Here is a 24,173-nt window from a genome sequence, read left to right as displayed (position 1 = left end):
CCTTCTGATTATGTTTATCAACTGAATGCGGAGTATCCGAACATGCCAAAGATGAAGACTAAAAGTGGTGCTGCTAAGCGGTTTCTGAAAACTGCTAACGGTATCAAGCACAAGCACGCTTTCAAGAGCCACATCCTGACCAAAATGTCGACCAAGCGTAAGCGTCAACTGCGCGGTAGCAGCTTGCTGCATCCGTCTGACGTGGCAAAAGTCGAGCGCATGCTGCGCCTTCGTTAATTTTGGATCAAGAATAGAGGAAGTAACTCATGGCTCGTGTAAAGCGTGGCGTCATTGCCCGTAAGCGTCACAAAAAAATTCTGAAACTCGCTAAAGGCTACTACGGCGCGCGTTCACGCGTATTCCGTGTTGCCAAGCAAGCGGTAATCAAGGCAGGCCAATACGCCTACCGTGACCGTCGTCAGAAAAAACGTCAGTTCCGCGCTCTGTGGATCGCTCGTATCAACGCTGGTGCTCGTGTTAACGGTCTGTCCTACAGCCGTTTCATCGCTGGCCTGAAAAAAGCGTCCATCGAAATCGACCGTAAGGTTCTGGCTGAACTGGCCGTGAACGAAAAAGCGGTGTTTGCTGCGATTGTCGAGAAAGCTAAAGCCACCTTGGCTTAAGTACCCCCGACAGTCACCCTGGGCTACTCCGTAGTCCAAGGTGGTAAACGTCATAAATAGGGGAAGAGCCTTCAAGCTCTTCCCCTATTTTGTATCTGGAGTCTGTACATGGAAAACCTGGACGCGCTGGTTGCTCAAGCTCTTGAAGCTGTGCAAAGCGCTGAAGATATCAATGCCCTGGAGCAAATCCGGGTTCACTACCTTGGCAAAAAGGGTGAATTGACTCAGGTGATGAAGACCCTGGGCAATCTGCCGGCAGAAGAGCGCCCGCAAGTCGGCGCGCTGATCAACGTTGCCAAGGAGCGTGTCACAGAGGTTCTCAATGCGCGCAAGGCGTTGTTCGAGGAGGCCGATCTTGCGGCCAAGCTCGCCGCCGAGTCCATTGACGTGACCCTGCCTGGCCGCGGCCAGACCTCTGGCGGTCTGCATCCGGTTACCCGGACTCTGGAACGTATCGAGCAGTTTTTTACCCACATCGGCTACGGCATTGCCGAAGGCCCTGAGGTCGAAGACGACTATCACAACTTCGAGGCGCTCAACATCCCAGGCCATCACCCGGCCCGGTCGATGCACGACACCTTCTATTTCAATGCGAACATGTTGTTGCGCACCCATACCTCGCCGGTACAGGTCCGCACCATGGAATCGCAGCAGCCGCCGATCCGCATCGTCTGCCCAGGCCGTGTGTACCGTAGCGACTCCGATATCACCCACTCGCCGATGTTCCACCAGGTCGAAGGCCTGCTGGTTGATCGCGATATCAATTTCGCCGACCTCAAAGGCACCATCGAAGAATTCCTACGGGTGTTCTTCGAAAAAGAGCTGGCGGTACGTTTCCGCCCGTCGTACTTCCCGTTCACCGAGCCTTCCGCTGAAGTCGACATGGAGTGCGTGATGTGCAGCGGTAAAGGCTGCCGCGTCTGCAAGCAGACCGGCTGGCTGGAAGTCATGGGCTGCGGCATGGTTCACCCCAACGTGCTGCGCATGTCCGGGATCGACCCGGAAGAATTCTCGGGCTTTGCCTTCGGTATGGGCGTCGAGCGTCTGGCCATGCTGCGTTACGGCGTGAACGACTTGCGCCTGTTCTTCGACAACGACTTGCGGTTTCTCGCGCAATTTCGCTAGTCGTAACGAACCTTTAGGAGAGCAGGATGAAATTCAGTGAACAATGGCTGCGTGGCTGGGTAAGCCCGCAGGTAAATCGCGATGAGCTGGTTGCTCGTCTGTCGATGGCCGGTCTTGAGGTCGATAGCGTTACGCCGGCCGCCGGTGTTTTCAGTGGTGTGGTAGTGGGCGAGGTGCTGAGCACCGAGCAGCACCCGGACGCCGACAAGCTGCGTGTGTGCCAGGTCAGCAATGGCGCGCAAACCTTCCAGGTCGTATGCGGAGCGCCAAATGTGCGCCCGGGCCTGAAGATTCCGTTCGCGATGATCGGTGCCGAACTGCCCGGTGATTTCAAGATCAAGAAAGCCAAGCTGCGTGGTGTCGAGTCCAACGGCATGCTGTGCTCCCAGGCGGAGTTGCAGGTTGGCGAAGGCAATGATGGCTTGATGGAGCTGCCGACCGATGCGCCAGTAGGCCAGGACATTCGTGTCTACCTGGACCTGGAAGACGCCAGCATCGAAGTCGACCTGACCCCGAACCGTGGCGACTGCCTGTCCCTGGCAGGCCTGGCCCGTGAAGTGGGCGCGTTGTACAACGCGCCGGTCACCCGTCCAGTGGTTGCTGCTGTGCCTGCGGTGCACGATGAAGTGCGCTCGATCGAAGTGCTGGCGCCAAGCGCGTGCCCGCGCTACTTGGGGCGTGTGATCCGCAATGTCGACCTGTCCAAGCCGACCCCCCTGTGGATGGTCGAGCGCCTGCGTCGGGCCGATGTACGCAGCATCGATGCTGCCGTCGACATCACCAACTACGTGATGCTGGAGCTGGGTCAGCCGCTGCACGCCTTCGACCTTGCCGAAATCAACGGTGGGATTCGTGTGCGTATGGCCGAGGAAGGCGAAAAGCTGGTCTTGCTCGATGGTCAGGAAGTCACCCTGCGCAGCGATACCCTGGTGATCGCTGATCACTCACGCGCCCTGGCCATTGCCGGTGTGATGGGTGGTGAGCACAGTGGCGTATCCGCGACGACCCGTGATGTGTTCCTGGAAAGCGCTTTCTTTGACCAGATCGCCGTGGCAGGCAAGGCTCGTTCCTACGGCCTGCACACCGATGCCTCGCACCGCTATGAGCGTGGCGTGGACTGGCAACTGGCCCGTGAAGCCATGGAGCGCGCCACTGGCCTGCTGCTGGAAATCACTGGTGGTGAAGCCGGCCCGATCACTGAGACCGTCAGCGAGCAGCACTTGCCGTCGATTGCACCCGTGACGCTGCGCGCCCAGCGCGTTGAGCAAATGCTCGGCCTGGTGATTGAAGACGCGGAAATCGTCCGCCTGCTGACCGGCCTTGGCCTGGGCATCAGCGCTGATGGGGCAGGGCAGTGGCGTGTAGCAGTGCCAAGCCATCGCTTCGATATCAGCCTTGAAGTCGACCTGATCGAAGAGCTGGCCCGTCTATACGGCTACAACCGCCTGCCGGTTCGTTATCCGCAAGCGCGGCTGGCCCCGCAACCCAAGGCTGAAGCTCGTGCGCATCTGCCAGAGCTACGCCGTCTGCTGGTCGCCCGTGGTTATCAGGAAGCCGTGACCTACAGCTTCATCGATCCCAAGCAATTCGAACTGTTCAACCCGGGCGTCGAGCCATTGTTGCTGGCCAACCCGATCTCCAACGACATGGCGGCCATGCGCTCGTCCCTGTGGCCGGGCCTGGTGAAAGCACTTTCCCACAACCTGAACCGCCAGCAGGACCGCGTACGTATGTTTGAAAGCGGCCTGCGCTTTGTCGGCCAATTGGACGGCCTGAAGCAAGAGCCAATGCTGGCCGGTGTAGTCTGCGGCAGCCGTCTGCCGGAAGGTTGGGCGCAGGGTCGCGACCCAGTGGACTTCTTTGACGTCAAGGCCGACGTGGAAGCGGTGCTGGGCTTCGCTGGCGCGCTGGATGCCTTCGCGTTTGTTCCCGGCAGCCACCCAGCGTTGCATCCGGGCCAGACTGCGCGTATCGAACGCGAAGGTCGCCTGGTTGGTTTCGTTGGTGCTATCCACCCTGAGCTGTCGAAAACCCTCGGTCTCGACCGTCCGGTCTTCGTCTTCGAGTTGGTATTGGCTGAAGTCGCTGCAGGCAAGATGCCTAAATTCAGCGAGCTGTCGCGTTTCCCGGAAGTGCGTCGTGACCTGGCCCTAGTGGCAGATCGTGATGTAGCGGCCAGCGCTGTGCTGGAAGTAATCCGAGAAAATGCAGGCGAATGGCTGACGGACCTCAGGCTATTTGACGTTTATCAGGGTAAAGGCATTGATCCGCATAGAAAAAGCCTTGCAGTTGGCTTGACCTGGCAGCATCCATCGCGCACTCTTAATGACGATGAGGTGAATACCACGACGCAAAATATCCTCACCTCGCTCGAACAAAGGTTGAACGCCACGTTAAGGAAGTGACGTATGGGGGCTTTGACGAAAGCTGAGATGGCGGAACGTCTGTACGAAGAGTTGGGTCTGAACAAGCGCGAGGCCAAGGAATTGGTCGAGCTGTTTTTTGAAGAAATCAGGCACGCTCTGGAAGACAACGAACAGGTCAAATTGTCCGGTTTCGGCAATTTTGACCTGCGGGACAAACGCCAGCGGCCTGGCCGCAATCCAAAAACGGGAGAAGAAATCCCGATCACGGCTCGCCGTGTGGTCACCTTTCGTCCAGGGCAGAAGTTGAAGGCCCGAGTTGAGGCTTATGCTGGAACCAAGTCATAACGACGAGCTACCCGTCATCCCAGGCAAACGCTACTTCACCATCGGTGAAGTCAGCGAGCTATGTGCGGTAAAACCGCACGTACTGCGCTATTGGGAGCAGGAGTTTCCTCAACTCAACCCCGTCAAACGCACAGGGAACCGTCGGTATTATCAGCGCCAGGATGTGCTGATGATCCGACAGATCCGTGCGTTGCTGTACGACCAGGGGTTCACCATCAGCGGCGCACGCCAGCGTATGTCCGGTGATGAAGCCAAAGACGACACCACCCAATACAAGCAACTGATCCGCCAGATGATCTCCGAACTGGAAGATGTACTGGTTGTTTTGAAGAAGTGAAACAAGCCTTTAAAATACTTCCACATTTCAAATGCTTGCGGTATATTCCTGATCGCTTCGTTACGAAGCGAACCCAGTTTCACGCCTAGTCGGGGCGTAGCGCAGTCCGGTAGCGCACTAGCATGGGGTGCTAGGGGTCGAGTGTTCGAATCACTCCGTCCCGACCATATTTTTCAATGACTTAGCCCAATCTGAAAAGGTTGGGCTTTTTCATGCGTAGGGACTTTTGCGGGGAGTGGTGGGCGCTACGCCGAGATTAATGCGCGGCGATCCAGGCAGCCTGCCGATGTGCGGGCTTTTCGTTGAGGGTCTGCCGTTTTCCTGTATGCTCATACATTGAGCTTCGCTCGCGCTTACCGACGGATGACAATTCGCTCCTCCTCGACGCGGTATACAAGCCTGTAGCCGGCGCCGGGCAATTTGATCTTGTAGTAGTCCTTCATACCATGATGCACATCACCTGCCACCAGCGGTCCCGACTGCCGCTCCTGAAGCTTTCTCAGAAACTGTAGGCGGATTGTACCGTCGAGCTTTGCGCCTTCGGATCCCACTCAACCTCGTAGTCAGCGGCCATTGGCGATATTTACCTCGGCCTCGCTAATCAGGTCTTCGAGAGATGCTCGAACAGGTGTTTCGCTGGCATCGAGCCGAGCTTTAACGATCTGTACCAGTTCCAGTTCGTCCAGGCGCTCAACCATTGCCTCGTAGACGTTTGCTGGGACCATGTAGCCCATAACTCGGTTGTGGTTAAGCACAGCCCTCACAGCCCTAGGCATACCGTTGGCGCCACTCAAGACGGAGGAGGGGTTGCTCTTGAGTTCGGAAACGCTGACAACCACATCAGCCAGAAGATTTTGTATAGATAAGATTCCTATATAGGTCTTTAATCTGGTCTTTTTGTGTGTGACAGGTGTCTAGCAAATCTGCGCGAGCTTCTTGGTCCGCTACTTTCAGTGATTGCACGTCCTGTGTGAGACCATACTTTCGTATCACCAGCCAGTTGGCAGAGCTGTCATTTGGCCTTGAAGTACATCATCGCATCGATGAAACGCTGTGCCTTTTGCTGGGTGTCGACCCGGGATTGGTTCAGTGTGCCCCCAGCTTGGTTTCGGGTGATCACGACCCAGCGGTTGCGCTTGGTGTATAGAGTCGCTGAGCCGATCGAGTTGAAGTAGATCCTGGTCTGAACGGCTTTGGATGAGGTTACCGAGTTGCCGGCGGCAATCGCACCATTTCCGATAGGTACAGCGCTCGCAAAGCCGCTACTGGAGGAAACGACACCGCCCCCATAGGCGATGTACTCATTGGTGAAGAAAACTTGCTCGGGCCTGGTCTTCTCAGGTTGTTCCATCAACACCTGCTCAATCACCGATCTGGCTTGTTCTGCAGTGATCGTAGCCGGTTGGTACTCGACGGCCTTGGACGCGCATCCTGTGAGTAACAGCAGCGCTGCGATGGCGATAGCTTTCATCCCTGACTCCCTTAAATTAATGCCGAGCATTCTGCCATGGCATCGCTAGCCAATGCTCACAACACGCTTGGGCATTTGTAGAGGTTGATCGGTGAACTGTCCCGTACTACCGACCCCGTAAACGGCGTTGATTTTGGCCTTATGACCATATTTACCAATTAAAATCAGAGGCTTAAGCCGATCAGCCAGATCGGCTTTTTTGTGCCTGCGCAAAACCCGCGCCATAACCGCAGGCATGGACACATGACCCAATGGCGAACACAAGGATTCTATATCCTGCTGGGGCTTCTCTTAGTATTTACCTGCTACACCGGTGCGATCTTGTCAGGGGATGGCCCATCCAAGCGCAAGCGGGTCTGCGGTCCTGGCTTCGTCATGCTCTGTGTTTTCGTAGCGGTACTCGAGCTGATAGTGCTAAACCATTTTTATAACAGGCGCGTATAAGGAGTGGGGTAGCACGACCACCCAGCTCTGTTATCGTGGCACCCATCTGAACACAAGGAAGCAATCACTAATGGATTTGTGCAAACTCCTGGCAATCGCCTTACTGGCGTCGATTGGCAATCTGGCTTCGGCCGCCGAGAACAATAACCCGTTCCAGGGGGCGCTCATGCTCACCTCGGTAGCGCCTTTCGTAATCACCTCGGGAGCCACCGCAGGAACGTCCTACATTCCAGAGCTTTTCAAATCATCCAAAAGTGATGCGTTGGCGTTCATTGGTTCCGATGGCGAGATCCGTGGTGCGCAGTTCGAGCAGGCGTGCAGGTATTACCGCTCGACCTACAAGCCTGCGCTGATGTCTGACGCGCAACTGGCCCTGGCAATCGCAGCCGCAGGCTGACGGTGTTATTTAATCCTCCATTCACATGCAGCACTTCCCCGGTGATGCAGCTCGCGCCGTTGCTTCGCAGGAGTGCGATCACCGAGGCGATTGCCATGGGCAAAGCGGCGAGTTACTGGGCGCGCATAGGGTTGGTGAGTCAGTCACCGAGATGATCCAGGGCTACACCATCGCTCGGGGTCTGGAGACTACAGATGCCGAACTGATTGACAGCATCCCGCCGCCCCCGACCCTGTCTGAAACCATGCATGAGGCATTGCTGGCGACCTACGAACTGTTGGTTGTCCAGCGCGGTTGACGGCACGTATGATCAGGCTCGCGCCCTTTTGGGCCACGCCGACTCACACCCGTTTGAGGACATGAGCATGGAAAAGCACTTCGGTAATTCAGGCCTGTTCAAAGCTGCTTCGTATCACTGCAACAACTCCCTGGTGAGCGGCATCGCGCGCTGGGAGCTGAAAAACATTGCGCTGAATACGAAGGAGTTTTTGATATGTCCAAAGAACTACTCGGAGTTTTTGCTCTAGGGTTGATGGTGATCGGTGAATTTTGTGCAATCTACAGCGAGGTAGTCACCGCTCGGCTGGCCCATGTTGGCGATGGTTCATGGCAGGCATTCGTTATGCCGGTGCTGCTGATGTGCTTTGCCGGGTTTTGTCTGCTGGGCGCCTATTGGCTGGGGTATGTGGCGGTCGGTGATATCTGGGTCGTCACCGTGGTCTCCGTCACCTCCTTGCTACTGCTGGAGCCTGTGGTGGTCTGGGCCCTGTTCCATGAGGCCCCTGGGCGCGGCGCATTGATCGGCTTTTGCCTGGGCGCACTGGGGATGCTGGCCACGGTATTGCTGTAAGGCGTGAGCCGATCCCCCTGTAGGAGCTATCGAGCCCCAGTGAGGCTGCGATGGTGGCGGTACTGCCAGCATTGAGGTTGGCTGACTCACCGCTATCGCAGCCTCACAGGGGCTCGAAAGCTCCTACCGTTGATTTTCGTTACCGCTTACGCCTCGACCCTTGCGCTTGGTAGTGTTCATCAACGGTTAGGCGCCCCAGCCGTACCTGGTGACGGGGGCCGCGATGCCCGGGGTTATTCGTGGTTTTATAGCTGATCTATTACGATAAATTTAAATGGGAGGCCTACTTTTTTTGCTATCAGTATGTCGCCATCCACAAATACATTTATTGTTTCATTGCTGGTGGAGATGTCGACAATTTTTCGTGTTGTTTTATCTGAGAACTGAACAGTGTTTCCGATCTTGAATGCTGCTAAGTTTTCTGGAGTATTGTGCAGATAAAAACCTGGCCACTTTATTGCGATGCCTTTTATCCAGTTAGAGTCGGTGACATAAAATGAGATGTCTTCCGGTGCACATTCAATCTTGTTGATTGCTGCGGATACCTCATTCTTAGGGAGTGTTGCGTATCTGTCGGTTGGGTATATGACAACAGAGACATTACCCTCGGCATCTGCTGGCTGTAGTGTGGTCGAGCAGAGCTGGTCTTGAAAAGTTAAATTTCCGCCAAATTGCATTCTTGTTGTTTCACCTTCAATCAGCCAGGCGACATTGGCGATATAGAGTACTGTGAAAGAGGCCACTGTTGCTGCGCCTACAATACGAGCTGCCCCGCTTGCACGCAGAGCTGAGCCAGCAAGCACCAAGAACGAGAAAATAACAATAATGTTCAGCCCCATAAAGTAGCGGTCGGGGAATGTACCGGTGTACCCACCTAGATTCTCTGTCAAGCTTTTGCGCATATATACTGTAAGGAGTAAGTATATAAAATAGGCTATTGCGCACATTGATATAAGTGTTTTGACTTCTTTCGATTTTTCCTTTGTCAGTAGTGTTCCTAGTAAGGTTAGGAGGGCCAGCGAGAGGATTACGACTATGGTGTCGGAGAGTTGGTTGTAAAAAGGAAAGACAAATGGATAAATAAAGGCTCTTGCAAGGCTTACTTCGATTAGGCTTTCGAGTCTAAAACTACCAGTCATTCCTTTGTCTGGGGAGGCGTTTATCCTGAAAAAAATCAGTGCGCCAATGACGAGGCAGCCAATTATGATCGCGCCATTTTTTTTAATCCACTTCTTGGAGTCCTGCTCAAGTAACGTGAAAGTGGAGAGCACGAGAGTCAGTACTAAACAGACTGGATTTGTTGCGGCGCATACTAGCAGTATCATATCTGTGAATGGGGTTGCAGCGGTTTTTCTACTTTTTACGAAAATTAGAAGGGCGGTAACGAATACCAAATAGTAGCCGATATTGGCTATTCTTCCGAATATCTCGCCCGAAGAGTCACCCAAAGGAATCATGAGGGTGGCTAGAAAAACAATCCATCGAATGGCTTGTGGAAGTAAATCCTTCGTTACGTAATAGCAGAGAACGCTTACTGATGAGTAAAAAAAATACGACCAGAAAGAAAGTGCCTGAGGGTAACAAATTAGCTTGTCGCCGCAGAAAATATCAGAGACAAGTGTCGCCAAATAAACGAACAGTAGATTTCCCCATACGAAGTAATCTGTTTTGGCATCAACTATCGCGTACCACCAGCCTTTGCTCATAGCGTAACCTAACCAAACCCCATCTTCGGCGAAGGTAAAGTAGTTGGTCAGGGGCTCGAGATTTCTGAATGCTAGAATCGCTCCCGCGAAAACGAGCATGGCAATTACGCCAAGGACCGACCCCGCCCGAGTCTTGGAAAAGAACTCTCTGTAGCGGACGTGCATTTGTGGCTCCATGTAGTAACAGTTTCCCTATGTTCATTTGAAGGTGGTGCCGAAATGACATCGCGCGAGATTCTACTAGCGAATGCGGGTACAAGTCAGGGTGTATACGGTGGTTTTGTTCAGTCGGGCACCGAGTTCAGGGACTTTTTGGGGAAAAGTCTGCCAGGGCTGTGCAAGGGCAGGCCGCAGAGGTGTCGGGGTCAAACCCCAGACAAAGAAAAGCCCGCGATGGGGAGTGCGGGCTTAAAGGTTTTCACTAGGAGCTGGGACCACCCTATGCGCCCGACTGTGAAAGGGATGTGAAAGCGCTAAGCAATTTGCATGGGCGCTGATCAGTGACGTGTCGACAAGCGATAAACCCCCACCGGCCACTGCACCAGGGATTGGCCCTTGTTGAACAGCGCGACCCGGTCCATCTGTGGTGTGGGTAGCCACAGTGTTCCATCCTGGTCCAGAAAGGGGGCGTCAACCCAATGCAGGCGCTTGTCTTCGATCAGGGTCTCGATTTGTCCGTCAGTGCGGCGCACACGAATGGCGTCGTGCGCCAGGTCGGAAAAGTACAGGTTGCCCTGTGCATCCATGACCGACCCGCCGGTTGCCGGGATATCGGCAAAAAACTCCACCCGCGCGGCCAGTTGCTCCGGGGTCAGGGCCAGGTTTGCCAGGTCTTGGATACGTACCTTGGACCACGGGCCTTGCAGCGGGCCGTAATACAGCCAGACGCCGTCAACGCTGACTTCCAGCGGGTCGGCGTTGACGCGCAAGGGGTCGCCATCAGGGGCTTTGACCACCTGGTTGTCGAGGATCAAGTCCCGGTCAGGCCGGGCGACGACGGAGGCGTGCTGGTTCAGCACGCGGCGGGCAGCGCCGGTTTGCAGATCCACGACAATAATTCCCGCATTTCCCGCATCGGTGAGGAAGGCCATGCCGGCGCTGAAGCGCACGTCATCCACGTAGCTGCCGGCGGTGGCGATATCCGCTGCGAAGAAGTAGGTCCGAACCACCTGATTGGTAAGCAGATCGATACACACCAGCTTCGCGCCCTGATGGACGGGGTTGCCGCCGAACTCGGGTGAGCCGGTATCCACCACCCACAGTTTGTTGCCTTCCAGGCGCAAGGCATTGATGTTCACAAAGGCGTTGGCAGCATCCAACCCAGGCGCCCAGTTGTTCCAGGCGTCGTTTGGATAGGCGCTGTGCTGGCCATTGCTGTCAACCGCCGTCAGTTGCGGCCCCTGGGTGCCGGTCCAACGGGGGCCGGAGAGAAATGTGCGGCCGCTGTAGTGCGCCACGGCATTCCAGATCTGCCCGGAGCTTTGGACGGCGACGTCCAGTTCGGGCTGTTTGGCGGCGCTGCACCCAACCAGCAGTGCCAGCATGGCAGCGCCCAGCAGCAAGCGCGTCATGACCGTGTGCCCCCTGCGCGGGCGCAGGTATCCCATAACTCAGTGAGACGTTGATGGAGGGTTTGCATGAACTGGCTGACGGTGGTTTTGGACATGATGATTCTCCTGTATCCGGTGAGGTGACCTGACGAGGAGATAGCTTGATTGCTGGTGTTTAACTGAAAAAGCCCAGGTTCGATGCATTCAGTTTCTTCAAAATATTGATAATCGGCGCTCGAACAGCACAACACGCACCATTCGTTGCGCAATGTTTCTCCGGGTGAGAAACTGGCCTAATTGTGAACAGTTATCATCCACTGCCTATGACATCTTCTTCCGCGCGCATCCTGGTCATTGAGGATGACGTCGAGCTGTGCACCCATCTTTGTACCCACCTGAGCCGCCGTGGATTTGCCATGAGCAGTGCGCATTGCGGTGATCAGGGCTTGAGCATGGCCCTGGACCCCGCGGTCGAACTGATCCTGCTGGATATCATGCTGCCCAACGAAAACGGTCTGAAGGTGCTGGCGCGCTTGCGCAGCGAGCGGGGCACGCCGGTGATTCTGATGTCGGCCCTGGGCGCCGAGCAGGATCGCATTACCGGATTCAGCCAGGGCGCGGACGACTATCTGCCCAAGCCTTTCAGCCTCGCCGAGCTGGATGTGCGGATCGACGCCCTGCTGCGGCGGGTGGCCCTTGATCGCGGCACTCGAGCCTTCAGGCCAGCATTGCTGGATCTGGATATAGACGCCCGGGATGTAATGTTCAACGGCTGCCCAGCCGGGCTGACGGGTTCGGAATTCCGCTTGCTGTGCACGCTGCATGAGCATGCCGGCGAACCCCTGTCCAAAGCGTTCCTGTACCAGCATGTATTGCACCGCGCCTATACGCGGCTCGATCGTGGCCTGGATGTGCATGTGTGCAATGTGCGGCGCAAGCTGGCGGCGATCAACCTGCAGGGCGTGCGCATCGAGGCGGTGCGTCACCAGGGCTATGTGCTGCTGTGCGAAGGCTTGGGCTGATGCGGCGCCGGCATCCACTGCTATGGAAAATGGCACTGTTGCAAGTGTGTTTCTGCTTGCTGCTGGTCTGGTTGGTCTGGGGCTGGGGCTTGCAGGTGGAGCGCAGCACATACTTTCTTGAAGAGCCCGACCGCGCGGCCCTGACCGCCTATGCCGCCCAGGCCGAAGAGGTGGTGGCCACCGGCGACGCCAAGGCCGTGGAGCGGTGGCGCCAGGCCCTGCAACAGCGTGAGCACACTTGGGTGGGCGTGCTCGACCCGTTTCTGCAAAGCCTCGGCACACAAGCGCTGACGGCGGCCGAGGTCAGCCACCTGACCTTTATGCGCAAGCCCAGTTGGCCCATGAGCAAGCGCCTGGAGGATGAACTGCCCTATGTCAGCATCGCCTTCGCGCAACACCCGGAGCGTGGTCGCCTGGTCATGCAACTGCCCGAGCGCCTGCTGCCACCGGGGCTCACGCCATGGACGCACCTGTTTACCCACGGTGTGGTACCGGTCGTGTTGGCCTTGGGCCTGGGCCTGTTGCTGTATCGCCACTTGGTGGTGCCGTTGAACGAGTTGCGCGAGCGCGCGAACGCCCTGAGTGCCGGTGACCTGGCGCCACTGGCCAGCAGTTCCGTGACCCGGCGCGGTGATGAACTGGGTGAGTTGGCGCGCGCCTACGAGCATATGGCCGAGCGCCTGCGCCAGAGCCTGCAGCAGCAGCGCCAACTGTTGCGCACCTTGTCCCATGAAATCCGCACGCCCTTGGCCCGCTTGAAAATCGCCAGCGAAAGCGGCCTGGCGCGCCAACAGTTGGAGCAACGGCTGACGCGGGAAGTCGAGGAGATGCGGCGCCTGGTGGATGACTCCCTCAACCTGGCCTGGCTGGACACCGAAAAGCCGCGCCTGGGGGCCGAGGATGTGCGGGTGGCCTCGGTGTGGGAAGCGCTGGTGCAGGACGCGCATTTCGAGACCGACTGGCCATTGCAGGCGCTGGTGTGCGAGGTGGACGGTGCGTGCGAAGTCAGGGTCCACCTCAACAGCTTCGCCCAGGCCCTGGAAAACATCCTGCGCAATGCAATCCGCCATTCACCCCCAGGCGGAGTGATCCGCTTGAGCGGCGTGCGTGAAGGCGATACGTGGCTGCTGACCGTCGAAGACCACGGCCCCGGTGTTGCCGAAGCCGACCTGGAGCGGATTTTTGAACCCTACCTGCGCCTGGACGGTGCGCCCGGTACCGGCTTTGGCCTGGGCTTGAGCATTGCCCGGCGGGCTATCGAACTGCAGGGCGGCCAGTTGTGGGCCAGCCATGGCACGCAAGGTTTGCGCATGCACCTGCGGGTGGCGGCGGCAAATGTTTAGAAAGTTAATGTTCTTTACTCGCAATTGCATCTGATTATCATCTGCGATCTTTGCTGGCCTACCGCTATCGGTGGGCTTGACGTTCCGGAGATCTTCCCATGCACCGTCTGCCGCCCCTGTCCCTGCTAGCCCTGAGTATGTGCAGCCTGCTGCCCGCCAGCAGCTTTGCCGCCGAGCCCGAGACGCCCGCGCGTCTTGAACTGCAAACCCAGACCGTACTGGGCACGGCGCAGGAAGAGATCAAGCAGGCGCCCGGTGTGTCGATCATCACCGCCGAAGACATCAAGAAGCGCCCACCGGCCAATGACCTGTCGGACATCATCCGCACCATGCCCGGCGTCAACCTCACAGGCAATTCCAGCAGTGGCCAACGCGGCAACAACCGGCAGATCGATATCCGTGGCATGGGCCCGGAAAACACCCTGATCCTGGTCGATGGCAAGCCGGTGGGCAGCCGCAACTCCGTGCGCTATGGCTGGCGCGGCGAGCGGGACAGCCGTGGCGACAGCAACTGGGTGCCGGCCGACCAGGTCGAGCGCATCGAGGTCATCCGTGGCCCGGCTGCCGCCCGTTACGGCAACGGTGCCGCCGGTGGCGTGGTAAACATCATCACCAAACAACCCGGTACCGAGACCCACGGTTCGGCGACCATTTACCACAACTTCGCCCAGCACAGCGCCGAAGGCGAGACCCAGCGCATGAACTTCGGCCTGAACGGCCCGCTGACCGACACCCTCAGCTACCGGGTATACGGCAACGTGGCGAAAACCAATGCCGACGACGCCGACATCAACAGCGGCCATGAATCCAAACGTACCGGTAACCAGGTCGGCACCTTGCCGGCGGGGCGCGAAGGGGTGCGCAACAAGGACGTCAACGGCCTGTTGAGCTGGCAGATGACGCCTGAGCAAACCCTGGACCTGGAAGCCGGCTTCAGCCGCCAGGGCAACATCTACACCGGTGACACCCAGAACACCAACAGCAACGCCAATGTGAAAAAACTGCTCGGCCACGAGACCAACGTGATGTACCGCGAGACCTACGCCGTGACCCATCGCGGCGACTGGGACCTGGGCACCAGCCTGGCCTACCTGCAATACGAAAAGACCCGCAACAGCCGGATCAGCGAGGGCTTGGCGGGCGGCACCGAAGGGATCTTCTCCAGCAGCAACTTCAATACCAGCGTCTTGCGCGACCTGACCGCCCACGGTGAACTCAGCCTGCCCTTGCATGCCGGGGTGGACCAGGTACTGACCGTGGGCACCGAGTGGGTCGAGCAGCAACTGGATGACCCCAGCTCCAACGTGCAAACCACCACCGCCGGCGGCAGCGTGCCGGGGCTGGCCGGGAGCAACCGCAGCAGTTCGTCCTCGGCGCGGATTTTCTCGGTGTTCGTTGAAGACAACATTGAACTGCGCCCCGGCACGCGCCTGACTCCCGGCCTGCGCATGGACCACCACGACATCGTGGGCGACAACTGGAGCCCGTCACTGAACCTGTCCCAGGTGCTCACCGACACCCTGACCCTGAAAGCCGGGATCGCCCGCTCCTACAAGGCGCCCAACCTCTACCAGCTCAACCCCAACTATTTGCTGTACAGCAATGGCCAGGGTTGTTACGGGCAGACCACCAGTTGCTACCTGCAAGGCAATGCCGAACTGGACGCCGAAACCAGCGTCAACAAGGAACTGGGGATCGAGTACCGCAACGAGGGGGTGGTCGCCGGCCTGACGTACTTCCGTAACGACTACAAAAACAAAATCGAGTCGGGCCTGACCCCGGTCGGCAACGCCAGCGGTGGTACCGGCACCACGGCCAACGCAAGCATTTTCCAGTGGGAAAACGTGCCCAAGGCCTTGGTCGAAGGGCTGGAAGGCACCCTGGCCCTGCCGTTGACCGAGCAGTTGAACTGGACCAACAACTTCACCTACATGCTGCAATCGAAAAACAAGCAGACCGGCGATGTGCTGTCTGTCGCGCCCAAGTACACCTTGAACTCGATGCTCGACTGGCAGGCCAGCGATGCCCTGTCCCTGCAAATGAGCGTGGCCTGGTACGGCAAGCAAACCCCGAAAAAATACGATTACCACGGCGATCGCGTGACGGGTTCGGGCAACAACCAATTATCGCCCTATGCCATTGCCGGCGTCAGCGGCACGTACGCTTTGAGCAAGAACCTGAGCCTGACAGCCGGCGTCGACAACCTGTTCGACAAACGCCTGTGGCGCGAAGGCAATGCCCAGGGCGTGGCCAATATCGAAGGGGCGGGTGCCGCGACCTATAACCAGTCCGGCCGCACCTTGTACACCAGCCTGACGGCGTCCTTTTGATGGGGCGCTGGATCAGCCTGGCGCTGCTGCTGATCACCCCGCTCGCGGTTGCCCGGCCCGCGCCGGATCAGTTGATGGATGCGTCGGTGTTGCGCCAAGCCAGTGCCTATAGCTTCAGCAGCCTGGAGCTGGATTCGGCCGATGGCGCCCGCCATTACCGGATCTGGCTGGGGCAGCCGTCGACGGTGAGTGACGCCACCCCAGTGGCGTACTTGCTCGATGGCAACGCCGCGATGGCTGCGCTGGATAGCCAGAGCCTGGACCGACTGGCACACAGTGTGGCGCCTCCGGTGCTGGTCGCCGTGGGCTATGCCACGCCGCTGCGCATCGAGCGTACTGCACGTACTTTTGACTACACGCCGAAAGTCGGCAGCGCCACGCAACAGCGGGACCCTTTGACTGCCGTGCCCAGTGGCGGTGCGGATGTGTTTCTTGACCTGCTGACCGGGACCGTTCGCCCGCTGATCAATCAGCGCCTGAGCATCACCCCACAGCGGCAATTGCTATGGGGGCACTCCTACGGTGGTCTGCTGGTGCTGCATGCCTTGCTGACACGCCCACAAGCCTTCGATGACTACGCGGCCGCGAGTCCTTCGTTATGGTGGAACCAGGGGCTGATCACGGCAGAGGCCAACGGCCTGGCGCAACGCCTGCGGGGCAGCCAGCCCCGCTTGCTGCTGATGCGTGGCGACCAGGAACCGGCCAGCCCGGGAGCCGTGTCGCCGGCCAAAGAGGCCAGTGACACGGCGTTCAAGGCGTTGCTGGGCACACTCCATCAGGTGGATGGGCTACACGTGCGTCACCTGACCTTTACCGGGCTGGGGCATGGCCCGATGTTGCCGGCGTCCTTGCGCTACACCCTGCAGATGCTCAGCCAGGGGCGTTAGCCCGCCAGGCTGGCACGCCCTCGGCGTCAATCGTCCAGTGTGGCTGGCCGGGTACGATCTGCACGCCACCGACCCAACGCGGGTGGCTTGCGTGATCGGGCCAGTACGCGCGGCCATTCAGCACCCTGACGCCCAGCGGTGTCAGCGCCAATGTACGTTCAGGCCATGGCCGGTCGGCGTCGGACTCCGTCAGCAAAGGAGCGGCGCCGTCGATCAGCGGCCGCATCAGGGCGTGGAACATCATGTCGCCAAGAAAGGGCAGGGGGTCTCGCTTGGCCATCAGCTCGGCGAACACCCGGGCAAACGCCGTGGGGCCGACTTCGGCCAGATACTCCAGGGCCAGGCGCTCGGTCAGCGACAAACCGTCACGCGCGCCGGGCAGCTCCTGCAACTGCCGACGCAGTGCCGGGGCCAGCAAGGGCAAGGCGGGGTGGGGCGCGCGGGCCAGTTGCGCGAGGGCCACGGGCGAGTTGTCGCAATAGGCCGCCCACGCCTGCCGCGCCAACTGGCGCATCGGCTCGTCGACCGGCCGACGTTGGGGCCACAGCCACGCCAATACCTGCGGCGCCAATTGGCCGATACCGATAAAGCGTTGTACGCCGGGTATGTGGTCGACTTCGATCAGCTCCAGCCTGGCGGGCGTATGGTCAAGACCTGCCAGGGCACGGATCAAAAACAACTGGTCATAGCCATCGGCTTCGCACCACAACACGCAGTGATCGGCGCTGCCCAGTTCCTTGAGATGGGTGTATTCATCGTCCAGGCGGCGCGCGGCATCTGCCACGTCCAGGGTAAACGCCTGGCTGATGAAACGCGCCCGCGTCGCCCGGTAGGCCTCGGCGGGCAAGGCTTGGACCGGGCCCATGCACAGCGGATCGCTGAGCATCCGGAAGCGCCCCTTGAACCCGGCCACGCCAAGGCTGTGGGCAATATCATTGCCGCAACGCCAATGGGTGGTGCGCGCTTCATCACTGGCCTCGAAGCCTGGGTGGCTGGCGGCGAAGTCCACCGCATCCACATGGGCCTTGAGTTTTGGCCAACTGCTGAAACCCAACTGTCGGGCAATCAGCCATTGAGCATCGGACAGGGTCGGCGGCGGGTGGGCAACCTGCGCCAGTTCATCGGGCGCCGTGCCTTGTTTCATACGCTGTAAAAGCTCCTTGGCGCGCTTGCGCTGCTGCTCAAGGTTGATACGGCCGTCAGTGGACGGTGAGACGGGGCGTTGCGACATACGATCTCCTTGCACAAACCTTGTCCGCTTTAAGGTTGGGAGTCGTAGTGATGTGATAGGCAGTCATGTCCTGGGCGCAGCCCTTTCCGCGGAGGGTGGCGTAGATGGCGCCTGGCGCGAATATAGGCAGGGGAGAGGTTGTTTGCAAGGCGTTCTGTTTCCAGATGTTGAAATATGCAACTTCTCCAAGAGCCAGAAAAACCGTTGAGGTAGCCTTGTTTCCTACAGACAACAAGGAGTCGTCATGCAACGAAGAACCATCAATCCCCCGACAGTCTTCAACTCCCTGCAATACGGTTTCAGCCAGGCCATGGAAGTGCGCGATGGCCGACGCATTCTACTGTCCGGCCAGGTAGGCGTGGACGCTGACGAACGCACCGTCGGCCCGGGCATCGCCGAGCAGACCGCCACCGCTCTGGACAATATCGAAAAGGTCCTGGCCGCGGCCGCGGGGGATCTGACCCATGTGATCATGCTGCGCCTGTACATCGTCGAGTCCGCCCGCGATCAGCAGGAGCCTATCGCCGCCGCCTTGCGCGAGCGTTTCCCGAGCAACCCGCCGCCGTCGTCGTGGATCATCGTCAGCGGCCTGTCGCTGCCCGAATGGTTGATCGAGATCGAGGCGGAGGCGCTGATCCCAGGGTGATCAATAACGCATCATCACCGACTTGAGTTCGGTGTAGTCCTCGATAAACGCACTGCCAAACTCCCGGCCAATCCCCGAGGATTTGTTGCCACCGAATGGCACGGCCGGGTCGAGCAGGGTGTGCATGTTGACCCACACCGTGCCGGCGTTGATGGCCGGGACCATACGCAGGGCCTTGCCCAGATCGTTGGTCCACAGGCTGGCGCTGAGGCCGCCGGCAGTGTGGTTCATCAGTGCCAGCAACTCCTCCTCGTCGTCGTAGGGCAGGAAGGTGGCGATGGGGCCGAAGGTTTCTTCGGTGAGTAGCGTGTCGTTGATGCTGTTGGCGAGGATCACCGTGGGCTCGACGTAGCAACCGGGGCGATCCATGGGTTGGCCGCCGTAGATAATCGTGTTGTTTTCGGCGCGGGCGGTGGCAAAAAAACTTTCCAGCTTCGCTTGGTGTTGGCGATGGGTGACCGGGCCGAATTCGGTGCGCTCATCCAGCGGCGAGCCGATGTTCAATGCGCTCAAACGCTGGGCCAGGGCCTCCATGACGGGGTTGACCTGTGAACGATGGACGAAGAAGCGCTCGGCCGCCGCACAGATCTGCCCCGAGTGCAGGAACCCGGCCTCGATAATGCCGTTGACGGCGGTTTCCAGCGGCACATCGCGCAGGAACGCCGCCGCGTTTTTGCCACCCAGCTCCAGGGTCGCCCGCGTCAGGCCGGCGCCCATGGCCGCGCGGCCGACCGCAATGCCGGTGGGCACCGAGCCGGTGAACGACACCTTGTCAGTGCCTGGGTGTTCGATCAGCCCCTTGCCCACCTGGCCACCGCCAGTCAGCACGTTCAGCACGCCCGCGGGCAGGCCGGCTTCCACGGCCAGTTCGGCAATGCGCAGCAGAGTCAGCGGGGTGAACTCGCTGGGTTTGATGATGATGCTACAACCGGTCACCAGGGCCGAGGCGAGTTTCCAGATGGCGATCATGGTGGAGAAGTTCCACGGGACGATGCCGACCACCACACCCACTGGTTCGCGCAGGGTGAAGGCGGTGTAGCGCTCGCCGGCAAACGAGGGCAGCGATGGGGTGAGGGTCTGGCCGCTGATCTTGGTTGCCCAGCCCGCGTAATAACGCAGGAAATGCGCGGCCTGGTCCACTTCAAAGGCGCGGGAAATCTGGATGATCTTGCCCGACTGACAGGTCTCGATCTGCGCCAGTTCCTCGCGGTTGCGTTCCAGCAGGTCGGCGAGTTTGAGCAGGACGTTGCCACGGACCGCGGGCGCGGCCTGGGACCATTGTTTGAAACCGTGCCGGGCAGACGTCACCGCCCGTTCAATATCACTGGCTTGCGCATCGGCGACCGTGGCAATGACCTGGCCGGTGGCGGGGTTGATCACCTCCAGGGTCTGGCTGGATTGGCTGGGGACGTAGCCACCGTCGATAAACAGGCCGTGGTCTCGACGCAAGAAGGCTTCGACCTGGGGCAGCAGCGCGATATCGCTCATGGGGGGTGTTCCTGATCAAAAAGGAAAACCCGAGGCTAACCAACGCCGGCGGCTACAGCTTGACTGTGCCTGCCGGGGCGCATGCCTGTGGCTGCCATCTGCCGGGGGGAGGGTTGTTGTATTGAGCAGGCTTTTTTAGGGGAGCAGATTTCCTTGTGGCGAGCGGGCTTGTCGGAACGCCGCATCGCCCGCGCTGGGCTGCGCAGCAGCCCCCCATAAACCCGCTGCGGTTCTTCAGACAAACTGCGGCGGCAGGTTTTGGGGCTGCTGCGCAGCCCAGCGCGGGGCAAGCCCGCTCGCCACAGGAGGCGCCATCACAGGCCGGTCACACCACAACCAAACCTCAGAACGGCACAGCCACCACCAACTGGCTGTACACGTTGGTGCCGTTACCGCCGACCTGGTTGCCGCCGTTGTCCTGGTCCTTGTTCGGTTGGTACAGGCCAATCAACGGCGTGATGATCAGGTGGTCATTCACCGCCCATTCGGCATACAGGTCCAGCTCGCGGCCATCGAGGTCGAGCATGTTGCGTTTGCTCACGGTCGTGTAGTCGAAGAACAGCGCGCCGAGGGTCAGGTTGTCCAGCGGCTTGACCTTGAGTGCTACATGCTGCACCGCAGTGTTGGTGTTGTAGGGCCCGGAGTAGTTGCCCGCCACTTCGCCCTGGACCCAGGTGCCATAACCGCGGTTGAAGCCGGCGAACAGTGCATCCCAATTCTTCGAATAGCGCGCATAACGGTAGGTCAGGTCCGGTGACCAGGGCAGGTCGGCAAAGGTATAGCCGGCTTCGGTGTACCAGGCTTTTTCCGGGCCGGGGTCCTTGTCCTGCCAGGCGTATTCAAACGAGAAGTGCGCGTTGTCGATCCCGGCATTCCCGCTGCCGCGCAGGCTGTAGAGGTTCATGCCCTTGCGCTGCTTTTGCACGTCACTGGCATAGCGTTCGTCCACATCAATGCCATGCAGGTACGTCAGGCCCAGGGTGCCCGGTGCGGCGCTGTATTCCAGGGTGCCGATGGCCATCTCGGTCAGGGCCTGGGCGCGGTTGTCGGACTCGATCCACATCAGGCTGCCGTGCAAGCCGTCCTTGCCGCCCAGGCGCACCACCGCAGCCTTGTCGAAAGCATGCCGGGCCGCGATGTAATAGGCGCCGCCACGGTCGAACTCGCCATCGGCCACGCCATTGCCCAGGTTCGGGCCGTCGTCATTGATGATAAAACCATCGCCCACGGTGATGATCTGGCGCCCGTACGACAGGTCCAGGCCATCCTTGCCCAACGCCGGCAACAGGTCCCCCGAGCGCCAGCCAGCAAAGGCTTCGTCGAACTTGGTGGTGCGCTCGCTGCCGTCGGTCACACGGGAGGCATCGCCATCGCCCCAGGTGCCAGAACTCACCAGGTTGGCGGTGCCATACACACTGCCCAGGCCGCCCAGGGTCTGGTCGACGCTCAAGCCATACTTGATAAAGCCTTCCCGCCACGTCGAGCCACCCGGGCTGCCCTCGTAGTTCTTGCGGCTGTTGAACATGCCGTACACGGCCAGGAAGTTGCCGGTGACGGTGGTGTCGTCGTCGGCATACAGTTCGATTGCCTGGGCCGCAGGTTGGCCGATCAACAGCGCCAGCCCCAGGCCGACGGCCGGGTGCAGGTGGCGGGTTTTGAGTGTGTGCTCCATTGTTATAGTCCCCAGCAAGATGAAGTTGAGGGCGCATTAGGACGAGCGTCGGCGGCACAAGTCTTTCACCTGCGTGCCAGGCAATTGATCCTGGCCGCCACGCCGCAAGCCCTGGCAGGGAGCAACAAAACCGGCGGCAGCCAGGGGCAAGACGATCAGGTTGGGCGGGGCGCACAGTGCAAACACTTCTAAAAAATCCCTTTCGAGGATCTGCACCATGTCGATCAATGACAGACTTACCGCGCACCTGAACCGGGGCACGGTGGGCTTTCCCACCGCGTTGGCCAGCACCATTGGCCTGATCATGGCCAGCCCGGTGATTCTCACCGCGACCATGGGTTTTGGCATCGGCGGCAGCGCGTTTGCGTTGGCCATGCTGATCGCCGTGGTGATGATGCTGGCCCAGGCGACAACCTTCGCCGAGGCCGCCTCGATCCTGCCCACTACCGGCTCGGTGTACGACTACATCAACTGCGGCATGGGCCGTTTTTTTGCGATCACCGGTACCTTGTCGGCCTATTTGATCGTGCATGTGTTTGCCGGCACCGCCGAGACCATCCTCGCCGGGGTCATGGCCCTGGTGAACTTCGAACACCTCAATACCCTGGCCGAATCCGCCGGGGGCTCCTGGCTGCTTGGCGTCGGTTTTGTGCTGGTGTTCGGCGTGCTCAATGTGTTTGGCGTCAGCGCCTTTGGCCGCGCCGAAATCATCCTGACCTTCGGTATGTGGACCACCTTGATGGTGTTTGGCGTGCTGGGCTTGATCGCCGCGCCGGCAGTGCAACTGGACGGCTGGTTTGGCGAGTCCCTGGTGGGCAGCGACCTGGTGACGGTGTTGTCCCTGGTGGGCATGGCGATGTTCATGTTTGTCGGCTGCGAATTCGTCACCCCGCTGGCGCCGGACTTGCGCCAGTCGGCCAAGGTCATGCCACGGGCGATGATGCTCGGCCTGATGGGCGTGGCGACGTGCATGTTCATCTATGGCGCGGCCATGAAGCGCCAGGTCGAAAACGTGGTGCTGGACGCGGCCAGCGGCGTGCATCTGCTGGACACGCCCATGGCGATCCCACGCTTTGCCGAACAGGTCATGGGGCAGATCGGGCCGCTGTGGCTGGGCGTCGGTTTTCTGTTTGCCGGCGCCGCCACCATCAATACCTTGATGGCCGGTGTGCCACGGATTCTCTACGGCATGGCGGTGGATGGCGCGCTGCCGAAGGTGTTCACCTACCTGCACCCACGCTTCAAGACTCCGGTGCTGTGCATCCTGGTGGCGATGCTGATTCCCTGCCTGCACGCGCTGTACCTGGGTGGCAACACCGACAACATCATGCACCTGGTGCTGGCGGCGGTGTGTGCGTGGAGTTTTGCCTACCTGCTGGTGACGGTGTCGGTGGTGATCCTGCGCATTCGTCGTCCCGACTTGCCACGGGCCTATCGCTCGCCGTGGTTCCCGCTGCCGCAGTTGCTGTCCAGCGCCGGCATTCTTTTGGGCATGTGGTTTATCACGCCTCCGGGGATGAACCCGGCGGATATCTACGTCCCGTTCGGCGTGATGCTGGGCGGTACGGCGGTGTATGCGCTGTTCTGGACCCTGGTGGTGCAGAAGGTCAATCCATTCAAGCCGGCGTCGGTGGAAGACGTGCTGGCCAAGGAGTTTGCCAATGAACCGGGTCACGCTCACAGCGGCTATGTCAGTGCTGCGGCAAAAGCTGTCTGAACTGTTCAGCGCACAACGGGCGCCAGCGGGCTATCAGCCGGGGCGCACCCTTGGGCAACTGCGGCGCAACCTTGGGCTGGCGCGTTTCGAGCAAGTCTCGCCGACCTTGGCGCGGGTTGCCCTGGACGACGACAGCCTGCACCTGGAAGTCCGCGAGCGCACCGAATCGCAGTTGTTGATGCACCTGGTCATGACGGAGTTCAGCGTGCGCCTGCCTGCCTCGACAGAGGGCGCGGCGAGTTTTGCCCTGCACCATGGCGGGGCTGTTCGACGGACCGGGATCCACTGTCGGCAACGCATGGGCGAACGTGCTTTGTTGGGGCAACTGCAGGCGCGTCTGCAACACGACAGCGCCTTGCACCAGGCATTGATGCCCCTGGATTTCAAACGCTTGCACATCGAGCTGCGCGACCATCAATGGCATGTGCGCCTGGAGCATATGGGCGGCAGCGAGGTGGTCAACCGCATGCCGGCCTTTCGGCGCTACATCGCCTTGAGCCGCGTGCAGCGCGATGCCTTGCTGGCTGCGCTGGTGGGCTTGCAGCGCGTATTGCGCACGCTCTGATTGGCATCATTAGTGCAAACACAATGGCGGACAGGTACTTGTTGCGCGCATATAGATA

At 59.5% G+C, this 24,173-nt stretch carries 26 protein-coding genes and 1 tRNA gene; 18 read left to right on the top strand and 9 right to left on the bottom strand.

Translation table 11 applies throughout. From position 1 onward, the window contains the following. Positions 1-42 precede the first annotated feature (42 nt). The 7 genes from rpmI (at position 43) to GDV60_RS18005 (ending at position 4,963) form a co-directional block, all read left to right on the top strand. Positions 43-237 (top strand): 50S ribosomal protein L35, encoded by a 195-nt coding sequence (rpmI, locus tag GDV60_RS18035; RefSeq protein ID WP_002553160.1) that lies wholly within the window; start codon positions 43-45, stop codon positions 235-237. A gap of 29 nt (positions 238-266) precedes the next feature. After that, entirely contained in the window at positions 267-623 is a 357-nt protein-coding gene (gene rplT, locus GDV60_RS18030) for a 50S ribosomal protein L20 (RefSeq protein ID WP_003174975.1), read from the top strand. A 108-nt stretch (positions 624-731) separates the two neighbouring features. Next, entirely contained in the window at positions 732-1,748 is a 1,017-nt protein-coding gene (gene pheS / locus GDV60_RS18025; RefSeq protein WP_003203624.1) for a phenylalanine--tRNA ligase subunit alpha, read from the top strand. Between the two features lie 26 nt (positions 1,749-1,774). Next, positions 1,775-4,153 carry a phenylalanine--tRNA ligase subunit beta gene (gene pheT / locus GDV60_RS18020; RefSeq protein WP_070995067.1) on the top strand — a complete coding sequence of 793 codons (2,379 nt, stop codon included), beginning with the start codon at positions 1,775-1,777 and terminating at the stop codon, positions 4,151-4,153. A gap of 3 nt (positions 4,154-4,156) precedes the next feature. Beyond that, positions 4,157-4,459, top strand: a complete 303-nt coding sequence (ihfA, locus tag GDV60_RS18015; RefSeq protein WP_002553164.1) for an integration host factor subunit alpha — start codon at positions 4,157-4,159, stop codon at positions 4,457-4,459. Further along, on the top strand, positions 4,440-4,796 hold the full coding sequence (locus GDV60_RS18010; protein WP_003174972.1) for a MerR family transcriptional regulator: 357 nt from the start codon (positions 4,440-4,442) through the stop codon (positions 4,794-4,796). The genes ihfA and GDV60_RS18010 overlap by 20 nt, the downstream gene beginning before the upstream one ends. 90 nt (positions 4,797-4,886) lie before the next feature. Next, positions 4,887-4,963: transfer RNA gene (locus GDV60_RS18005), tRNA-Pro, on the top strand. Positions 4,964-5,149: 186 nt separating this feature from the next. On the opposite strand, the gene GDV60_RS27135 is transcribed toward GDV60_RS18005, so the two are convergent. The 3 genes from GDV60_RS27135 to GDV60_RS17990 form a co-directional block, all read right to left on the bottom strand. Then, the gene (locus GDV60_RS27135) at positions 5,150-5,347 is read right to left on the bottom strand and encodes a type II toxin-antitoxin system RelE/ParE family toxin (RefSeq protein ID WP_371923366.1); all 198 of its coding nucleotides are present in this window, start codon (positions 5,345-5,347) and stop codon (positions 5,150-5,152) included. 12 nt (positions 5,348-5,359) lie between these two features. Beyond that, the gene (locus GDV60_RS17995) at positions 5,360-5,656 is read right to left on the bottom strand and encodes an antitoxin (RefSeq protein ID WP_092238540.1); all 297 of its coding nucleotides are present in this window, start codon (positions 5,654-5,656) and stop codon (positions 5,360-5,362) included. A 152-nt stretch (positions 5,657-5,808) separates the two neighbouring features. Continuing rightward, positions 5,809-6,267 carry a hypothetical protein gene (locus tag GDV60_RS17990; RefSeq protein WP_092238543.1) on the bottom strand — a complete coding sequence of 153 codons (459 nt, stop codon included), beginning with the start codon at positions 6,265-6,267 and terminating at the stop codon, positions 5,809-5,811. Between the two features lie 514 nt (positions 6,268-6,781). Between GDV60_RS17990 and GDV60_RS17985 the strand changes: the two genes are divergently transcribed. From GDV60_RS17985 to GDV60_RS17975, 4 genes are all read left to right on the top strand, one after another. After that, positions 6,782-7,108 (top strand): DUF2388 domain-containing protein, encoded by a 327-nt coding sequence (locus GDV60_RS17985; RefSeq protein ID WP_092238552.1) that lies wholly within the window; start codon positions 6,782-6,784, stop codon positions 7,106-7,108. Positions 7,109-7,133: 25 nt separating this feature from the next. Then, the gene (locus tag GDV60_RS17980; RefSeq protein WP_159908323.1) at positions 7,134-7,406 is read left to right on the top strand and encodes a hypothetical protein; all 273 of its coding nucleotides are present in this window, start codon (positions 7,134-7,136) and stop codon (positions 7,404-7,406) included. A gap of 67 nt (positions 7,407-7,473) precedes the next feature. Continuing rightward, a complete protein-coding gene (locus GDV60_RS26595) occupies positions 7,474-7,635 on the top strand; it encodes a hypothetical protein (protein WP_167362655.1) in 162 nt (53 codons plus the stop codon). 5 nt (positions 7,636-7,640) lie between these two features. Then, the gene (locus tag GDV60_RS17975; protein WP_167362660.1) at positions 7,641-7,958 is read left to right on the top strand and encodes a hypothetical protein; all 318 of its coding nucleotides are present in this window, start codon (positions 7,641-7,643) and stop codon (positions 7,956-7,958) included. A gap of 245 nt (positions 7,959-8,203) precedes the next feature. Here GDV60_RS17975 and GDV60_RS17970 read toward each other — a convergent pair whose 3' ends face one another. Both GDV60_RS17970 and GDV60_RS17965 read right to left on the bottom strand, forming a co-directional pair. Then, positions 8,204-9,829 (bottom strand): hypothetical protein, encoded by a 1,626-nt coding sequence (locus tag GDV60_RS17970; protein WP_159908321.1) that lies wholly within the window; start codon positions 9,827-9,829, stop codon positions 8,204-8,206. Between the two features lie 332 nt (positions 9,830-10,161). Continuing rightward, positions 10,162-11,235, bottom strand: a complete 1,074-nt coding sequence (locus GDV60_RS17965; protein ID WP_256679316.1) for a major royal jelly family protein — start codon at positions 11,233-11,235, stop codon at positions 10,162-10,164. 302 nt (positions 11,236-11,537) lie between these two features. On the opposite strand from GDV60_RS17965, the gene GDV60_RS17960 reads away from it, so the two are divergent. The 4 genes from GDV60_RS17960 to GDV60_RS17945 all read left to right on the top strand — a co-directional run bounded on the left by GDV60_RS17960 (position 11,538) and on the right by GDV60_RS17945 (position 16,796). Further along, positions 11,538-12,236, top strand: coding sequence for a response regulator transcription factor (locus tag GDV60_RS17960; protein ID WP_070995065.1), 699 nt, complete (start codon positions 11,538-11,540; stop codon positions 12,234-12,236). Beyond that, complete coding sequence (locus GDV60_RS17955; protein ID WP_092238564.1) at positions 12,236-13,579, top strand: sensor histidine kinase; 1,344 nt, start codon at positions 12,236-12,238, stop codon at positions 13,577-13,579. The genes GDV60_RS17960 and GDV60_RS17955 overlap by 1 nt, the downstream gene beginning before the upstream one ends. 98 nt (positions 13,580-13,677) lie before the next feature. Next, complete coding sequence (locus GDV60_RS17950) at positions 13,678-15,909, top strand: TonB-dependent siderophore receptor (RefSeq protein WP_159908317.1); 2,232 nt, start codon at positions 13,678-13,680, stop codon at positions 15,907-15,909. Then, on the top strand, positions 15,909-16,796 hold the full coding sequence (locus tag GDV60_RS17945) for an alpha/beta hydrolase (RefSeq protein ID WP_159908315.1): 888 nt from the start codon (positions 15,909-15,911) through the stop codon (positions 16,794-16,796). Before GDV60_RS17950 ends, GDV60_RS17945 begins: the two co-directional genes overlap by 1 nt. On the opposite strand, the gene GDV60_RS17940 is transcribed toward GDV60_RS17945, so the two are convergent. Beyond that, positions 16,780-18,027, bottom strand: a complete 1,248-nt coding sequence (locus GDV60_RS17940) for a DUF1835 domain-containing protein (RefSeq protein ID WP_159908313.1) — start codon at positions 18,025-18,027, stop codon at positions 16,780-16,782. The genes GDV60_RS17945 and GDV60_RS17940 overlap by 17 nt on opposite strands. Before the next feature lie 244 nt (positions 18,028-18,271). On the opposite strand from GDV60_RS17940, the gene GDV60_RS17935 reads away from it, so the two are divergent. Further along, positions 18,272-18,673, top strand: a complete 402-nt coding sequence (locus GDV60_RS17935) for a RidA family protein (RefSeq protein WP_159908311.1) — start codon at positions 18,272-18,274, stop codon at positions 18,671-18,673. Here the strand turns inward: GDV60_RS17935 and GDV60_RS17930 are convergent, their stop codons facing one another. The 3 genes from GDV60_RS17930 to GDV60_RS26635 form a co-directional block, all read right to left on the bottom strand. Continuing rightward, positions 18,674-20,161 (bottom strand): aldehyde dehydrogenase family protein, encoded by a 1,488-nt coding sequence (locus tag GDV60_RS17930; protein ID WP_159908309.1) that lies wholly within the window; start codon positions 20,159-20,161, stop codon positions 18,674-18,676. It lies immediately after the preceding gene. Between the two features lie 343 nt (positions 20,162-20,504). Further along, a complete protein-coding gene (locus GDV60_RS17925) occupies positions 20,505-21,833 on the bottom strand; it encodes a hypothetical protein (protein WP_159908307.1) in 1,329 nt (442 codons plus the stop codon). 36 nt (positions 21,834-21,869) lie between these two features. Beyond that, complete coding sequence (locus tag GDV60_RS26635) at positions 21,870-22,019, bottom strand: hypothetical protein (protein ID WP_235861125.1); 150 nt, start codon at positions 22,017-22,019, stop codon at positions 21,870-21,872. A gap of 31 nt (positions 22,020-22,050) precedes the next feature. On the opposite strand from GDV60_RS26635, the gene GDV60_RS17920 reads away from it, so the two are divergent. Then, positions 22,051-23,550 (top strand): APC family permease, encoded by a 1,500-nt coding sequence (locus tag GDV60_RS17920; RefSeq protein ID WP_159908305.1) that lies wholly within the window; start codon positions 22,051-22,053, stop codon positions 23,548-23,550. Further along, positions 23,495-24,115 carry a DUF3156 family protein gene (locus tag GDV60_RS17915; protein ID WP_178121310.1) on the top strand — a complete coding sequence of 207 codons (621 nt, stop codon included), beginning with the start codon at positions 23,495-23,497 and terminating at the stop codon, positions 24,113-24,115. The genes GDV60_RS17920 and GDV60_RS17915 overlap by 56 nt, the downstream gene beginning before the upstream one ends. Positions 24,116-24,173 lie beyond the last annotated feature (58 nt).

The sequence above is a fragment of the Pseudomonas sp. DTU12.1 genome (assembly GCF_009873475.1).
GTDB lineage: Bacteria > Pseudomonadota > Gammaproteobacteria > Pseudomonadales > Pseudomonadaceae > Aquipseudomonas > Aquipseudomonas proteolytica.
The sequence above is the reverse complement of the archived record's forward strand: the minus strand, read 5'-3'. Positions and strand labels throughout refer to the sequence as shown.

Excerpts from the sequence above, each read along its gene's own strand:
- GDV60_RS17940 (WP_159908313.1), bottom strand. The coding sequence starts at position 18,027 with ATGTCGCAACGCCCCGTCTCACCGTCCACTGACGGCCGTATCAACCTT.
- rplT (WP_003174975.1), top strand. The coding sequence starts at position 267 with ATGGCTCGTGTAAAGCGTGGCGTCATTGCCCGTAAGCGTCACAAAAAA.
- GDV60_RS17975 (WP_167362660.1), top strand. The coding sequence starts at position 7,641 with ATGGTGATCGGTGAATTTTGTGCAATCTACAGCGAGGTAGTCACCGCT.
- GDV60_RS17935 (WP_159908311.1), top strand. The coding sequence starts at position 18,272 with ATGCAACGAAGAACCATCAATCCCCCGACAGTCTTCAACTCCCTGCAA.
- GDV60_RS17960 (WP_070995065.1), top strand. The coding sequence starts at position 11,538 with ATGACATCTTCTTCCGCGCGCATCCTGGTCATTGAGGATGACGTCGAG.
- GDV60_RS17980 (WP_159908323.1), top strand. The coding sequence starts at position 7,134 with ATGCAGCACTTCCCCGGTGATGCAGCTCGCGCCGTTGCTTCGCAGGAG.
- rpmI (WP_002553160.1), top strand. The coding sequence starts at position 43 with ATGCCAAAGATGAAGACTAAAAGTGGTGCTGCTAAGCGGTTTCTGAAA.
- GDV60_RS17965 (WP_256679316.1), bottom strand. The coding sequence starts at position 11,235 with ATGACGCGCTTGCTGCTGGGCGCTGCCATGCTGGCACTGCTGGTTGGG.
- pheS (WP_003203624.1), top strand. The coding sequence starts at position 732 with ATGGAAAACCTGGACGCGCTGGTTGCTCAAGCTCTTGAAGCTGTGCAA.
- GDV60_RS17955 (WP_092238564.1), top strand. The coding sequence starts at position 12,236 with ATGCGGCGCCGGCATCCACTGCTATGGAAAATGGCACTGTTGCAAGTG.
- ihfA (WP_002553164.1), top strand. The coding sequence starts at position 4,157 with ATGGGGGCTTTGACGAAAGCTGAGATGGCGGAACGTCTGTACGAAGAG.
- GDV60_RS17920 (WP_159908305.1), top strand. The coding sequence starts at position 22,051 with ATGTCGATCAATGACAGACTTACCGCGCACCTGAACCGGGGCACGGTG.
- GDV60_RS17985 (WP_092238552.1), top strand. The coding sequence starts at position 6,782 with ATGGATTTGTGCAAACTCCTGGCAATCGCCTTACTGGCGTCGATTGGC.
- pheT (WP_070995067.1), top strand. The coding sequence starts at position 1,775 with ATGAAATTCAGTGAACAATGGCTGCGTGGCTGGGTAAGCCCGCAGGTA.
- GDV60_RS18010 (WP_003174972.1), top strand. The coding sequence starts at position 4,440 with ATGCTGGAACCAAGTCATAACGACGAGCTACCCGTCATCCCAGGCAAA.
- GDV60_RS26595 (WP_167362655.1), top strand. The coding sequence starts at position 7,474 with ATGGAAAAGCACTTCGGTAATTCAGGCCTGTTCAAAGCTGCTTCGTAT.
- GDV60_RS17930 (WP_159908309.1), bottom strand. The coding sequence starts at position 20,161 with ATGAGCGATATCGCGCTGCTGCCCCAGGTCGAAGCCTTCTTGCGTCGA.
- GDV60_RS17915 (WP_178121310.1), top strand. The coding sequence starts at position 23,495 with ATGAACCGGGTCACGCTCACAGCGGCTATGTCAGTGCTGCGGCAAAAG.
- GDV60_RS17970 (WP_159908321.1), bottom strand. The coding sequence starts at position 9,829 with ATGCACGTCCGCTACAGAGAGTTCTTTTCCAAGACTCGGGCGGGGTCG.
- GDV60_RS17950 (WP_159908317.1), top strand. The coding sequence starts at position 13,678 with ATGCACCGTCTGCCGCCCCTGTCCCTGCTAGCCCTGAGTATGTGCAGC.
- GDV60_RS17990 (WP_092238543.1), bottom strand. The coding sequence starts at position 6,267 with ATGAAAGCTATCGCCATCGCAGCGCTGCTGTTACTCACAGGATGCGCG.
- GDV60_RS17925 (WP_159908307.1), bottom strand. The coding sequence starts at position 21,833 with ATGGAGCACACACTCAAAACCCGCCACCTGCACCCGGCCGTCGGCCTG.
- GDV60_RS17945 (WP_159908315.1), top strand. The coding sequence starts at position 15,909 with ATGGGGCGCTGGATCAGCCTGGCGCTGCTGCTGATCACCCCGCTCGCG.